This window comes from Haemophilus sp. THUN1692 (assembly GCF_059704395.1).
On record NZ_AP046579.1, the window covers coordinates 124130 to 138107 of the forward strand.

12 protein-coding genes and 1 pseudogene are annotated in these 13978 nt (G+C 36.0%); 7 read left to right on the forward strand and 6 right to left on the reverse strand.

Annotation, left to right across the window (positions count from 1 at the left end; genetic code table 11):
* The first annotated feature begins 98 nt into the window (after positions 1 to 98).
* Positions 99 to 374 (forward strand): hypothetical protein, encoded by a 276-nt coding sequence (locus tag AC6H0A_RS00615; protein ID WP_253181218.1) that lies wholly within the window; start codon positions 99 to 101, stop codon positions 372 to 374.
* 120 nt (positions 375 to 494) lie between these two features.
* Positions 495 to 713: an HP1242/YdcH family protein gene (locus tag AC6H0A_RS00620; RefSeq protein ID WP_005628252.1), complete on the forward strand. Its 219-nt coding sequence runs from the start codon at positions 495 to 497 to the stop codon at positions 711 to 713.
* Between the two features lie 45 nt (positions 714 to 758).
* Here the strand turns inward: AC6H0A_RS00620 and AC6H0A_RS00625 are convergent, their stop codons facing one another.
* Both AC6H0A_RS00625 and AC6H0A_RS00630 read right to left on the reverse strand, forming a co-directional pair.
* Positions 759 to 1238 carry a threonine/serine exporter family protein gene (locus AC6H0A_RS00625; protein ID WP_005639515.1) on the reverse strand — a complete coding sequence of 160 codons (480 nt, stop codon included), beginning with the start codon at positions 1236 to 1238 and terminating at the stop codon, positions 759 to 761.
* A gap of 1 nt (position 1239) precedes the next feature.
* On the reverse strand, positions 1240 to 2010 hold the full coding sequence (locus AC6H0A_RS00630) for a threonine/serine exporter family protein (protein ID WP_005639517.1): 771 nt from the start codon (positions 2008 to 2010) through the stop codon (positions 1240 to 1242).
* 220 nt (positions 2011 to 2230) lie between these two features.
* Here AC6H0A_RS00630 and AC6H0A_RS00635 point away from each other — a divergent pair, with 220 nt between their 5' ends.
* The 3 genes from AC6H0A_RS00635 to AC6H0A_RS00645 all read left to right on the forward strand — a co-directional run bounded on the left by AC6H0A_RS00635 (position 2231) and on the right by AC6H0A_RS00645 (position 7966).
* Positions 2231 to 5587 carry a TonB-dependent receptor domain-containing protein gene (locus AC6H0A_RS00635; protein ID WP_005639520.1) on the forward strand — a complete coding sequence of 1119 codons (3357 nt, stop codon included), beginning with the start codon at positions 2231 to 2233 and terminating at the stop codon, positions 5585 to 5587.
* Between the two features lie 66 nt (positions 5588 to 5653).
* Positions 5654 to 6472, forward strand: coding sequence for a hemophilin (locus tag AC6H0A_RS00640; RefSeq protein ID WP_005639522.1), 819 nt, complete (start codon positions 5654 to 5656; stop codon positions 6470 to 6472).
* Positions 6473 to 6526: 54 nt separating this feature from the next.
* The gene (locus AC6H0A_RS00645; RefSeq protein WP_005639524.1) at positions 6527 to 7966 is read left to right on the forward strand and encodes a porin family protein; all 1440 of its coding nucleotides are present in this window, start codon (positions 6527 to 6529) and stop codon (positions 7964 to 7966) included.
* A gap of 65 nt (positions 7967 to 8031) precedes the next feature.
* Here AC6H0A_RS00645 and AC6H0A_RS00650 read toward each other — a convergent pair whose 3' ends face one another.
* Positions 8032 to 9294, reverse strand: a complete 1263-nt coding sequence (locus AC6H0A_RS00650) for an HlyC/CorC family transporter (protein WP_044232004.1) — start codon at positions 9292 to 9294, stop codon at positions 8032 to 8034.
* 280 nt (positions 9295 to 9574) lie between these two features.
* Between AC6H0A_RS00650 and ffh the strand changes: the two genes are divergently transcribed.
* The gene (ffh, locus tag AC6H0A_RS00655) at positions 9575 to 10966 is read left to right on the forward strand and encodes a signal recognition particle protein (protein ID WP_005639528.1); all 1392 of its coding nucleotides are present in this window, start codon (positions 9575 to 9577) and stop codon (positions 10964 to 10966) included.
* Positions 10967 to 11022: 56 nt separating this feature from the next.
* Here ffh and AC6H0A_RS00660 read toward each other — a convergent pair whose 3' ends face one another.
* Positions 11023 to 11778, reverse strand: a complete 756-nt coding sequence (locus AC6H0A_RS00660; RefSeq protein WP_005639529.1) for a Nif3-like dinuclear metal center hexameric protein — start codon at positions 11776 to 11778, stop codon at positions 11023 to 11025.
* 376 nt (positions 11779 to 12154) lie between these two features.
* Here AC6H0A_RS00660 and AC6H0A_RS00665 point away from each other — a divergent pair, with 376 nt between their 5' ends.
* Positions 12155 to 12298, forward strand: coding sequence for a hypothetical protein (locus AC6H0A_RS00665; RefSeq protein ID WP_005639531.1), 144 nt, complete (start codon positions 12155 to 12157; stop codon positions 12296 to 12298).
* Positions 12299 to 12372: 74 nt separating this feature from the next.
* Here AC6H0A_RS00665 and AC6H0A_RS00670 read toward each other — a convergent pair whose 3' ends face one another.
* Together AC6H0A_RS00670 and AC6H0A_RS00675 are read right to left on the reverse strand one after the other, a co-directional pair.
* Complete coding sequence (locus tag AC6H0A_RS00670; RefSeq protein WP_497512653.1) at positions 12373 to 13227, reverse strand: cysteine ABC transporter substrate-binding protein; 855 nt, start codon at positions 13225 to 13227, stop codon at positions 12373 to 12375.
* Positions 13211 to 13975 (reverse strand): annotated as a pseudogene (locus tag AC6H0A_RS00675) (amino acid ABC transporter ATP-binding protein). The gene AC6H0A_RS00670 and the pseudogene AC6H0A_RS00675 overlap by 17 nt, the downstream one beginning before the upstream one ends.
* Positions 13976 to 13978: the final 3 nt, after the last annotated feature.

The following is a 13978-nucleotide window of genomic DNA, read 5'->3' on the forward strand; positions in this document are numbered from 1 at the left end:
TATCGCACGTTGTTGAAATAAACCAGTTAAAAGCTGAAGGAAAAGCAAGATTCTGAAAATAAAGAAAAATACACTGTACTCAGACATTAAATAATGAATTGATTACAAAATGGAAATTTTTATTTGAACAAGTGAAAAATGCTGCCGACGCTAAAATTGACGTTTCTTGGGAAAACAAATTGAAAATGATGCAATCTGTTCAACCCTTAGATAATAATTTGGTGGCATTTCATTTTGTTCAACAGCCTAATCTTGTGATGGCAGAGAAACCTTATGTTATCTCAACGGGTATTGGTGCTGGCTTTGGAATTATTCTTAGTTTGTTAGCTATGCTGATTTTATGTGCTGGAAGAAATAAAAAAGCAAAAGAATAAAGGGCTGTTTGCAAGAAATAAATTTTTGTGATCGTTGTCAAATTTTTAAGATCGTCTTCTGTTTATTTGGGGCGAATGTAGTAAACTGAAACCAGTTAAAACCACTATAGGAGCAACGCTATGTTTCCCGAATACCGAGAATTAATCACCAAACTTAAAAGTAATGATGCTTATTTCGATCGTCTTTTTGAAAAGCATAACGAATTAGATCATGAAATTAAGAATATGCAGGAAAACATTCAGCTCGCCACTCATATGGAAATTGAGGCTTTGAAAAAAGAAAAATTACGGATTAAAGATGAGCTTTATGAATATCTCAAGAAAAAATCACAAGAATAGTAAAAAAACCGGCTGATGCCGGTTTTTTTGTTGCACTGTTTTAGGTTACACCACCGGTTTTTGTCGATAAAACAATAAGCCCGGTAAAGCCAATCCAAATACTATTGCGCCTAGGATAAAACTGGTATTAATAAAGGAACTAATCATTTGTTCAAATAAAGCATCGGAAAAGCCGAAATGGTGAATTTGTACCATTGAAATCATTGCTTTATAAGCATGAACACCGGGAATCATCGGGATAATTGCGGCAACGGTAAAGGCTTTGGGATGGGCTAAATAACGATGGGAAAGATGCACGCCTAAAAATCCAATCACGCAAGTGGCAAAGAATGTGGCAAATACAATAGGCATATTAATATGCAGTAATAATGTGCGTGTCACATGCCCAAGTGCGGCTAAAATTGCGCAATATTTTAAGGCCTTGGGCGGAACATTAAATACTAAAGCAAAGCCCACAGCTGGAATTGCGGCAAATAACATATCATCGAATAATTTCAATATAAATATTGTTATATCTAATAACATTTTAATGCCCCCAAGTTGTGATATGTAATACGCTTAACGCGAATACAATACCAAGACATGCGCCAAAAGTGAGAATAGTGGCAATTGTCCAACGGCCTAATCCCATATTGACATAACCTTTTAATATATCAGCCAAAGAATTAATCAGAGGAAACCCTGGCACAAGTAATAACACACTAGATGCCAAGGCAATTTGAGGATCATTACCTAAGTTATATTTCAAGCTCACGCCAGAAATCAGTGAGGCGACAAAAGAGGTGATGGAAAAGACGATAAGGGGATTATAGTGCCGTTTAGAAAATTCTTGTCGCACAAACATTGCAATGGCTGCCGCCATAAAGGTGATGCCACAAATCACCCAGTCTCCGCCAGATAAATGGGCGAACGCCGCACAAGATAAGCCTATCATGAATACAACTAACCATCGGTTGTATTTAAGCGGTTTTAATTGATCCAGTTTTCTTTGTGCGATTTCTAAGTCATACAGATGATGTTCAACGGCAATCACAATGCGCTGAACATCAGTGACCATTTGCATATTAATGCCTTTATCTGTATTTTTTCGTGCGGTGGTAATGCAATGATTATCTGATAAGGTCGTCAGCACCACCGCATTTGCCGTAAGCGCACATTCTACACTTTCTACGCCAAGTGCGATGCCTAAACGCTGCGCCATTTGTACCACCACAGTACTTTCTGCCCCATGTTGTAACAAGAGCAGTGCCGTTTGTACGCACACGCGAGTCACCGCCCGTTGATATTCGTGTTCCATATCTTTCTTCTTCTATCAAAATATACCTAGAAAGAATTATAAAAATGTTTTCTGAAAAATTCCCAAAAAAAAGAACCGCACTTATGATTTAAGTCAAAAATTTTTTAGTGAAAAATTTTGTTATATCGATCACAAAATAAATAATTTTTCTTTGATTATATGAAAAAATAGGATTATTCTTAATTGATAATTTTTATCGTTTGATAAGGAGATTCGAAAAATGAAACATAAATTTTCCTTTATGCTATGTCCTCTCACCTTGCTTATTCATCAAAGTATCTATGCTTCCCCACAAATAAATCAGCTTGATACGATCTCTGTTTTGGGTACTTCTGAAAGTAAAGCCGAAGCAGGTAAAGATAAAATGTTTTCAGAAAACCAAGTAACCGAATATAAAAGCAAGAAAGAAATTGAAACTTACAAAGGTCATTCTGTAGCGGATTTATTGACAGGCACAACGGGTGTATATAGTGGTGATGCACGCAATAGCGGTGCGTTGGATCCTAATATTCGTGGGGTACAGGGACAAGGTCGAATTCCTGTTTTAGTTGATGGCACAGAACAAGCGATCACTGTTTGGCGTGGTTTTGCGGGGGTGAGCAACCGTAACTATCTTGATCCATTTTTAATTAGCGGTGTTACTGTTGAAAAAGGCCCAAATTTGAACCGCACTTTAGATAGTGGCGCAGCGGGTACAATTCGTCTTACCACATTAGAACCTGATGACATTATTAAAAAAGGTGAAAAATTTGGTATCGAATTTAAAGCTGAAACAGCTAATAATTCTATTAAGCAACGTGGTTATCCTATTCCTATTGGTGTCGATTACCGGAGTTTAGAACATCCAGAAGATGTAACTGCGGGAGAATATGCAGCATATTTTAAAACGTCGGATCGATATCCTGCACGATCTCAAGGTCGCAATAAATTCTTTAATGACAATGCCTATCGCTTAGCCATCGCAACAAAAGATGAGCATTTTGAAGGCTTAGTTGCTTATGCTTATCGCAATAAAGGAAATTATTTTGCGGGTTCAAAAGGTGGGCATAATTATGGTGAGGGGATGACAATTTGGGACTATGACAAAATCCATAACTTCGGTTCAAATTACACTACTGATGATCCTTATATTCCTTGGATTGCTACCGTTTACACACCGAAAAAAGAAGTGCCGAATACTTCTTTTGAATCCAAATCTTATTTAGGTAAAGCTACATTCAAATTTAATGATGAGACCAAACTAAAATTCGGCGTGCGTCATAGCGATATGATTTACGGTGAAATTATGCCTTCACGTTTATGGCAAACTGGTTACCAACAAGGCACGGTGTTGCAATGGCCACTTGCCAATGTAAAACAAACCGCCGTGGATACTCACTTTGAATACAACCCACAAAATAACCGCTGGATTAATTTTGCTTTTGGTGCTTATGCGGTGTTTAACAAAGCAAAAACCAATACTTCTGGTGCTTCCCCAGCTGATGTCTTAGCAAGGGACAACGATTTTAATGGTAAAGGTTTGAATATTGGTGGTAAGCCTGCCCCCTGCTACCCAGGAGAAGCCTGCTACAATGAAAATTATTTACGCGCAGTATCTGAGTATATGAAAAAAGTACAAGAAGCATGGAGAAAATATTATACATCTAATACAAAAACGCCAAATCTTTATGGCTTATTTAATACCCAAGAAGCCCAAGCGCAATGGGCGAAAGATAACCATTATGGTGTAAATGCCAGTAACCGTTTTGAGTTGCATAAAAAATTAAATTTAGATGTGATGGCAGCTTATAAATGGGAAGATTTAAATTCAACTAATGTTTATGCCCAAAAATTGGGGGATGTAAAAAAACTTTGTAATGCTGGGGAAGGTGGGTTTGGAAATGGTTCAAAGGAGCATAGTCAAATTTATTGTAATAGCATTGATAACTATATTAGTGGAGAACGGATGGGGAAACGAAAAGAATTAAATATAGGATTTAATTTTCAGTATAACCCAGTAGATTGGTTAATTTTAGATGCTGGAGCAAAATATACTCATTATAAATCTCGAGATGATGGATTAATTAAGTTATTACAGGATAAGATGAGAGGAGATGTGAAATATGGCGGAGAGATATTATTAGAAGTAGTAAAGAGACATAAAATAACACAAGAAATGGTTGATGAGTATAATAAATATAAAAAATCAAAAGAAGAATATAATAAAGCTCTCGAATATTATAATAAAAAAGAATACGAATTTACTAAGGAGTATCGACCAAATCAACCAAATGATAAGGATCCTAAATATTGTTTACTTGAAGATGATGGAACCTGTGAGATTGATCCTGATACAGGTGAATTTCCCCTTAATGAAAAATATGATGAGGATTATAAGATTTATCATAAAAAAGAAAAAGAATATGTTGAAAATAAACTAAAGGAAAATAATATAACGAAACCTGAGGAGCCTAAAGATGTTAATGTTGATCCAATGATATTAGATATTATAGATAATAATAAAGAAAAGAAAGAAACCTTTTCTATAAAGAGAAATGCGTATGGTAAATTTGATTTAGAAAGTAATCAAGAGGCTAAACAATTGATTCAAGATAAATTAACTGAAGAGCAATATAACGCATATACAGGAAAAATGGAAAAAGTTATTAAAAGAGTAAATTCAGAAATTAACAAGATTACACCTACACTAGAGCAATGGGAAAAAATGAAAAAGGCACAACGTACAGCTCACGCTTGGTCTCCATCTTTTGGAATAACTGCATTTATTACAGATAATATTCGTTTATATACCCGCTATACTGAAACAAAACGTATGCCAAGTATTTTTGAGGATACTATAGGATATTCTCTTGATGCAATTACTCCATTATATAAAAGAAAACCTGAGCATAGTAAAAATATTGAAATTGGATATGTCCATGATTTAAAAGGTTTTCTACCTAACGCTAGACGTGCTGATGTTCGTTTAAACTATTTTCATAATTTGACAAAAAATATTTTTGATAGAGATTCAAATTATACTTTGCAACAGTTTGATAAGCGAATTTTGTCAGGAATAGAATTTCAATCTCGCTACGATCAAGGCAATTTATTCGCAACTTTAGGCGTAGTTTATAATTTAAAAAATAAATTTTGTGATAATAGTTTTGAAATATTTAATTATCATGAAAATCAAGGAGTCTCTAAAAAAATACCTTATTGTGTTAATGGAGGAAATGGAAGTGGGTATTTAAAGAATACTATACTGCCAAAATATTCAATTACAGCTAATTTAGGATTACGTTTTTTAGATGAAAAATTAGAACTTGGATCACGCTGGTTATATCATTCTCAAGTAAAGGATACTCGTGCTAAGTCATTAAGAAAAGCAGGAATTACGTGGGCAAGTGGAGAAACTAATCGCTGGAATCCAGTATTAGTTGTTGATGCTTATATTAATTATCGAGTGAATGATAATTTCACAATTGAATTAGTTGGAACAAATTTAACTGATCGATATTATCTTGACCCTATTACTCGTTCAACAATGCCAGCTCCAGGAAGAACTATAAAATTAGGTATGACCGCAAGATTTTAATTATTTCTAAACCGTGAAATTCAAAAGAATTTCATTTATATCAACATCTCAAGTAGGAGAAAAACTATGTCTGTAATTAATAAGACAATTTTAGCAGCGGTAGTATGTGGTGTAGTAAGCGTTGCGCAAGCACAAGTAGTGGGAAATGCATCAACTGATACAAATCAAACTCGATATATAAAAATCAAGGCGGGAGAAAAAGATGGAAAGTCTGGCGTTGAGATATATGACAGTCGTATTCCTAATGATCCAGCTGCCTTAAGTAAAACAGCAAATAATAAAGGACAATCTTTTGAAAAAATGGCAGAACGTGCCGATAAATGGATTTCACACCTTACAGGGGTAGCGAAAAAAGATAAAAATGGTGTAATTGTGGCTAAAATGAATAAAATGCCAAATCTAACACTTATTATGCCGGATCATCGTGGATTAGGTCGTTTATCCTTTAAGCAAGTGGGAAATCAAGATACTTACTATGGTGAATGGGAAAATGTAGATGCAGCAACAAGTGCGGCTAAAAATGTCAGTGTTTATTATGCTGGTTCAGATCCAACAAAAACCTTACCAAGTGGTAAAGCCACTTATACAGTGGAAGGTATTAATAAGTACGGAAACTTTAATAGTCGATTAATGAAGGGGACATTTGATGTTGATTTTGAAAGAGCTAGTATTAGTGGTTATTTAAGCAAACCTAATTTATCTCTTTCTATTGAGAGTAAAATTGATAAAACAAATGCAACTTTTGAAGGAATAGCTAAAGCTGAAGGAGTAACTGGTAAATCAGAAGGTCGTTTCTATGGTGCGAAAGCTGAAGGCTTAGCAGGTATGGCAACCTTTGCTTCAAAACCTGAATACAATACAGCCTTTGGCGGTACTAAAAATTAAGTTTAATAAACAAAAGGCTTGCGAAAGCAAGCCTTACTGTAAACAGGATGTTTTATGTCGAAATTCCCTTTTATTTTTCTTTTTATTCCTTTCTTGGTATTTGCCGAAAATCAAGAAAAAGATTTCCGCTTACAGCAACAATCTCAATTAAATCAACAACGACAAGAACAACAATTTATTCAACAAGATAAATTCTTTACTACATTAACAATAAACAACCAAGAATTTGAGGTGAGTAATAATATAGAAGAAATAATGACCGCTCTTTTTCTCGCAATTAATCACAAACAAACGAATGATATTCAACATTTATTAATCCGTTATAAACAATTTCCACAAGCAGAACAAGGAATGATTTTATTTGCAGAAGCGAATATTGCATTTAATCAAGGAAATACCAAAAAAGCCATTCAACTTTACGAGCAACTTGTTCAACAAGAACCCGATTTCACACGCGGAAAATTAGATTTAGCTAAACTCTATTTTCTAAACTGGCAAAACAATCAATCTAAAATTCTTTTTAATCAGATAGCATTGCCACAACAACCAAATGTAATGGCACGAGTAAACCAATATTTATCACAACTTGATTATCGCCAATCGTGGCAAGGTTCCCTTTCTTTTGGCACAATTTATAATTCTAATTTAAATCAATCTGGCAATGAAACTAGTAAAGAAATTGTCGAAAATTCTTATCTTGGTACATTAGAATTTACACGAACTAGACCAACTATTCAAAAAAGCACGGGATTTAGTTATGAAGCTGTATTAAATAAATATACTGAAATATTAAATAATCAAGGCATTATTTTTAAAGGATTAGCTTATGGTGAGTTTTACCCTAAAAAATCAGAATTTACGGAACATAATATATCACTTGGATTAGGATACCGTTTTAAAGATCAAAAAAATCAATTAGATCTTTATCCTTTAATTGAAAAAACAAGAGCCTATCATCATTGGTATAGCGAAAGAAAAGGGTTTAATATTTCTTATTCAAAGATTTTTAATCCGAATTTATACTTTTCTTTGCAAACAGAATATAAATGGGAAAAATATCAAGATCGTAATTTATCTTATCAAGATGGAAAAATGTTCTCTTTCTTTTCTACTTTAGTTTATCGCTTACCAAATGATTGGATTTTATTTGGTGGATTGGATTATGCGAAAAAGTTTTCAACAGAATCAAAAATTGATCAATATGCTAGAAAGGGGGTAAGAATAGGTATTAATAAAAGTTTTGAAAGCGGAATTGATATTACTGCGCAAGGTATTTTTAGAAAAATAGATTATCAAGATTATAATGCACTTTTAGGAAAAACAAGAAAAGACAATGAACAAAAATATTTGTTTACATTTGCCATTCCTAAATTCAAATTTTACAATATTTTGCCTAGTGTCAATTTTATTCATACAAATCATCGGAGTAACGTAGAAATGTTATATCGCTATAAACAGAATGAAGTGGTATTGAAATTTGAGAAAAACTTTTAAAAACAAACCGCACTTTGAGAGATATTTAACTCTAAGTGCGGTTCAATTTGTCTGAGTTTTTATGATTAAAGTTTGACGACTTTCGCTTGTTTAATCATATTATCGCCCACTTCAAGAATGGTAATTTGCAAGCCATCAATTTCGCAAACCGTGCCTTCATCGGGAATTTCTTCTAAGTGTTCTAGGATTAAACCATTAAATGTACGGGCATCTTCTGTATCCAATTCCCAGTTAAACATTTTGTTGAGATCGCGTAGGTTGGCAGAGCCATCAATAATCATGGAACCATCAGATTGTTGAGTTACTTCTTCGTCAATACTTGGGGCAGTGGAAGTGGTAAAATCACCAACGATTTCTTCCAAAATATCTTCCAAAGTTACAAGACCTTTAATATCACCGTATTCGTCCACCACTAAGCCAATGCGTTCTTTATTTGCACGGAAGTTAGCAAGTTGCGTTTTTAATGGCGTGCTTTCAGGAATGAAATACACTTCATCCGTAGCACGAATTAAGGTTTCTTTGGTAAATTCATTTTTTTCAAGTAGTAAGCGGAATGCTTCACGCACGCGCAAAATGCCAAGCACTTGTTCATCAAGGCTGCCTTTGTAAAGCACCACGCGGTTGTGTGCTGCGTGATTGAGCTGGCGCATAATGGCTTTCCAGTCATCATCAATATCAATGCCGCCGATTTCGTTGCGCGGAACCATAATGTCATCAACGGTGACGGTTTCCATATCTAAAATAGAAAGCAACATTTGTGGATGTTGTTCATCAGGTGTGGCTTCACCCGCTTCTGATACGATACTGCGAAGTTCCTCACGGCTAATTACTTGTTTTTGCATATCGGGTTTTAATCCCACCAAATGCATTAATGATTTGGTAAAAATATTCATCAACCAAACTAGCGGGTAGAAGATTTTAAGTAATACCGTCAAAATATGGCTGGACACAAAACTGACTTTTTCCGCATGCATTGCAGCCACCGTTTTAGGGAAAATTTCAGAAAAGACAAGCATCACGAAAGTGAGTAACCCCGTTGCAATCGCTACGCCTGCATCACCGTATAAACGCATACCAATCATGGTCGCAATCGCCGATGCGCTGATATTCACAAGGTTATTAAAAATAAGAATAAAGCTTAACAAGGTATCTGGCTTTTCTAGCAGTTTTTCTGCTTTTTGGGCGCCTTTATTGCCTTGTTCAGATAGAAAACGAAGACGATATTTATTGAGAGAGAGTAGCCCAGTTTCTGAGCCAGAAAAATATGCAGATAACACTAAACAGATAATGAGAATAATAAATAAAGTACTAAGGGGAATACTGTCCAAGGGAAAATCCTTTTGTTCGTTAATCAACAAAAAGTGCGGTCATTTTTCACCGCACTTTTTACCTGTTATTTGATTTTGCTAAATCAAATGGCTACTCAAATAGCCAAGAGTGGGTAGGATGATACCCGAAATTGGCTAAATAATCATTCTTTTTCCTTATCTCCTATGCTTTCTTTATGAAATTGCTTACTCAAAAAGCCATTTTCATTTGAAATGATGAAAAACGCCTAAATTTCGGTATAATCAGCGCAATTTTTTAAGAAAAACAGGATTGTTAACCATGTTTGAGAATTTATCGGATCGCCTTTCCAAAACTTTACGTAATATCACAGGAAAAGGTCGTTTAACGGAAGATAATATTAAAGAAACCTTGCGCGAAGTGCGTATGGCATTACTTGAAGCTGATGTTGCTTTACCTGTGGTGCGTGAATTTATCGCAAAAGTAAAAGAAAGCGCGCTTGGGGAAGAAGTCAATAAAAGCTTAACGCCAGGGCAAGAGTTCTTAAAAATCGTTCAGCGTGAGCTTGAAAAAGCCATGGGCGAAGCGAATGAGAGTTTAAACCTTGCAACCCAACCACCAGCGGTTATCTTAATGGCGGGTTTACAAGGTGCGGGTAAAACCACCAGCGTAGGTAAATTAGCAAAATTCTTGCGTGAACGCCATAAAAAGAAAGTGTTAGTGGTGTCTGCCGACGTATATCGCCCTGCTGCGATTAAGCAACTTGAAACCTTGGCTCAATCCGTTGGCGTGGATTTTTTCCCATCGGATGTTAAACAAAACCCAGTTGATATTGCTAAAGCGGCACTTGCTGATGCTAAACTGAAATTCTATGATGTGTTGATTGTGGATACGGCGGGTCGCCTACACGTTGATACAGAAATGATGGACGAAATCAAGCAAGTCCATGCAGCGTTAAATCCAATCGAAACCCTTTTCACTGTTGATGCGATGACTGGTCAAGATGCCGCCAATACGGCAAAAGCCTTTAATGAAACATTGCCGCTTACAGGGGTTATTTTGACGAAAGTGGACGGTGATGCGCGTGGTGGTGCGGCGTTATCGATTCGTCAAATCACAGGTAAACCAATTAAATTCTTGGGTGTGGGTGAGAAAACGGAAGCGCTTGAGCCGTTCCATCCAGACCGTGTCGCTTCCCGTATTTTGGGCATGGGCGATGTGCTTTCCCTTATCGAAGATCTTGAACGTTCTGTTGATCGTGAAAAAGCCGAAAAAATGGCGCAAAAATTCAAGAAAGGCGATGATTTCACTTTAGATGATTTCCGTGAGCAGCTTATTGAAATGAAAAAAATGGGCGGCATGATGTCTATGCTTGAGAAATTACCGGGTGCAAAAAATTTGCCTGATCACGTTAAAAATCAAGTAGATGACAAAATGTTTGTCAAAATGGAAGCAATCATTAACTCCATGACCTTAAAAGAACGAGCCAACCCAGATATTATCAAAGGATCTCGCCGTCGTCGTATTGCATTAGGTTCTGGCACTCAAGTGCAAGATGTTAATAAATTACTTAAACAATTCGACGAAATGCAACGCATGATGAAGAAAATGCGTAAAGGCGGTATGGCTAAAATGATGCGTGGAATGCAAGGCTTAATGGGAAGAGGCTTAGGAGGTGGTCTTGGCGGTTTAGGCGGAATGTTTAAACGATAATTTCAGAAGATAAAAGTGCGGTTAAAAAAGAAATATTTTTACCGCACTTTTGTATTTTACGCTGGATTATCTATATCTTTAAATTCTACATCAAAGCCATATTCTTTCGCCAACCATTCACCTAATGCCTTGATGCCATATCGTTCTGTTGCATGATGACCTGCAGAGAAAAAATGTAATCCTTGCTCACGGGCAGAATGAATCGTTTGCTCTGACACTTCACCGGTAATAAATGCGTCGCAGCCTTGTTCTGCCGCAAGATCAATATAACCTTGTCCGCCACCGGTGCAGATACCAATTTTTCGGATTAAGTGCGGTCCGTTTTCAATGCAAATTAACGGTCTTCGATTTAACACTTTTTCTATTTTTTCTGCAAAGTCTTTACCTGTCATCGGTTCTTTTAATTCGCCCCAAACAGGAATACTTACAGCACCTTTTTCTAATGGTTGTAAATTTTCAATGTCGAGCAGTTTGGATAATTGCGCATTGTTGCCTAATTCTGGATGCACATCTAATGGCAAATGATAGCCATATAAATTAATGTCGTTCACTAAAAGGGCTTTAATTCGCTTGCCTTTCATTCCTCGAATACAAGGGTTTTCACTTTTCCAAAAATAGCCATGATGAACCAAAATCGCATCGGCGTTTTGACTGATTGCGTAATCAATTAGAGCCTGACTCGCCGTTATGCCAGTAATGATTTTTTTGATTTTTGTTTTACCTTCTACTTGTAAGCCGTTGGGCGCATAGTCATTGATTTTATCAGAAGAAAGTTTTTGATTAATGAGTTGTTCAAGTTCGAGATTATTCATAATGAATCGTTGATTGGAAAAAGTTGGGATATGGTACAAAATTCTAAAAAAAATGGCTAGTGCGAAGGAGTGGGGGAATGCACTAGCCAAGTTTCATTACTATTAAATTACTATCTAGTATCTAAAACAAGATTCATTATATACATAAATTTATATCGATCAAGAGGTAATAAGAAATTTTTTATTTAATTTAAAGTGCGGTTTAAATTTCTTACGTTTTTTAATAGTTCAATAAGTCAAATTTATCAGTAAAGAAGGGGAGCTTGGCTTTGGTGAGAGGGGTCAATGATGGCAAGGAAAGCAAAATATTTCGTTGGGATGTGGCGTCGTTGTGCTACAATTCGCACGTTTTTTAATTTAGCAAAAAGGTTTACTTATGAAAAAATGGTTATTCATTATCGCAGGCGTGTTGATTATTTCAGCTTGTGCGAATAAAGATGTGTATTTTAACGGCGCAGAAGATTCTCATTCAGGTGTTAAATTTGATAAAGATTCTCGTCAATGGGGATTAAATCAATAAAAAAGTGCGGTTGATTTTAGTCTAATTTCTATTCAAAAAAGTGCTGGTTTCCCAGCACCTTTTATCCATATCTATTATTTATACTGAACCGCAATATCGCTTTCGCTGACGCTATCGCCATAAACTGGCAATAATGTTTTTTCATAGGCTTGTTTTAATACGCCTTCTTTAGAAAGTTTCACAATTTCAGTATTTAACCAATTGAGTAAATCTGACGCATCTTTGCGTACTGCAGGAGCAATAACATCTTGATCGCCAAAACTTCTTACGCCTACTGTGTAGCCTGAATTTTGTTTTGCCCAAGCAAATAAGAAGGTGTTGTCATTAGAAAGTGCATCACCACGTCCGTCACGTAATGCTTCAAAGGTTTCGGTATTTTGTTCAAATTTAAGTAATTTGATATTGGGATAATTTTTAGTAAAGAAAATATCAGCGGTAGTCCCTTTATCCACAATCAGGGTTTTATCTTTTAATTGTTCAAGGTTTGTGATGACCTCACCATTTTTAGACACCACGCCAAGTGCAACTTTCATATAAGGGTTCGCAAAATCAACCACTTCTTTACGTGCTGCGGTGACAGTAAAATTCGCTAGAATAATATCTACTTTCTTGGAAAGTAAATATTCAGCGCGGTTTGCTGCATCTACAAGCACAAATTCCACTTTATTTTCATCGCCTAATAGATCCTTCGTAATCGCTTTACCGATTTCCACATCAAACCCTTGGCTTTTTCCTTGGGCATCCACATAGCCAAATGGTGGTTTATCACTGAATACGCCAATGCGTACTTTGCCTGCTTGTTTGATTTGTTCAATTACAGAAGCCTGTTTCGTCTCTTTGGTTTGTTCTTTATCGTTACAGGCCGATAATCCGAAAGCAAGTGCTGCCGTGGCAAAAAGTGCGGTTAATTTTTTAAATGTTTTCTTTATAGTTTGTCCCTCTTGGTTCATAGTTTAAGATATTTAAGAATGTTTTCGCCCGATCCGTGGTCGGATTCGTAAAGAAATCTTCAGGCTTGGCTTGTTCGATGATTTGACCTTTATCCATAAATGCAATGCGATGTGCGACTTGACGTGCAAAATTCATTTCATGTGTCACAATCAACATTGTCATGCCATCTTTGGCTAGACCTAAAATAACATCGAGTACTTCGCGTACCATTTCTGGATCCAATGCAGCGGTCACTTCATCAAATAGAATAATTTCAGGATTCATACATAAGGTGCGCACAATGGCTATGCGTTGCTTTTGCCCACCTGAAAGCTCGCGTGGATAGGAATTTTTGCGCTCATATAATCCCACTCGTTTGAGTAATTCATCTGCCTGTTTTTCTGCTTCAGCACGATCGTGTTTTTGTACTTTTAATGGTCCAAGTAGAATGTTGTCGATCACTGATAAATGAGCAAATAATTCATAACTTTGAAACACCATACCAATACGTTGGCGCGCTTTTACCCAACTGATGTCTTTGCCAAGTATGCCTGCATTTTGCAGTAATAATTGACCGCTCTTTATTGGTTCTAAGCCATTTAGTGTGCGTAAAAAAGTGCTTTACCCACAGCCAGATGGTCCTAAAATTACGACAACTTCCCCTTTTTCGACAGAAAAACTTATTCCTTTTAATGCTTCTACATCGCCATAATTTTTAACAAGATTTTTGATTTCTAGTAATGCCATTTT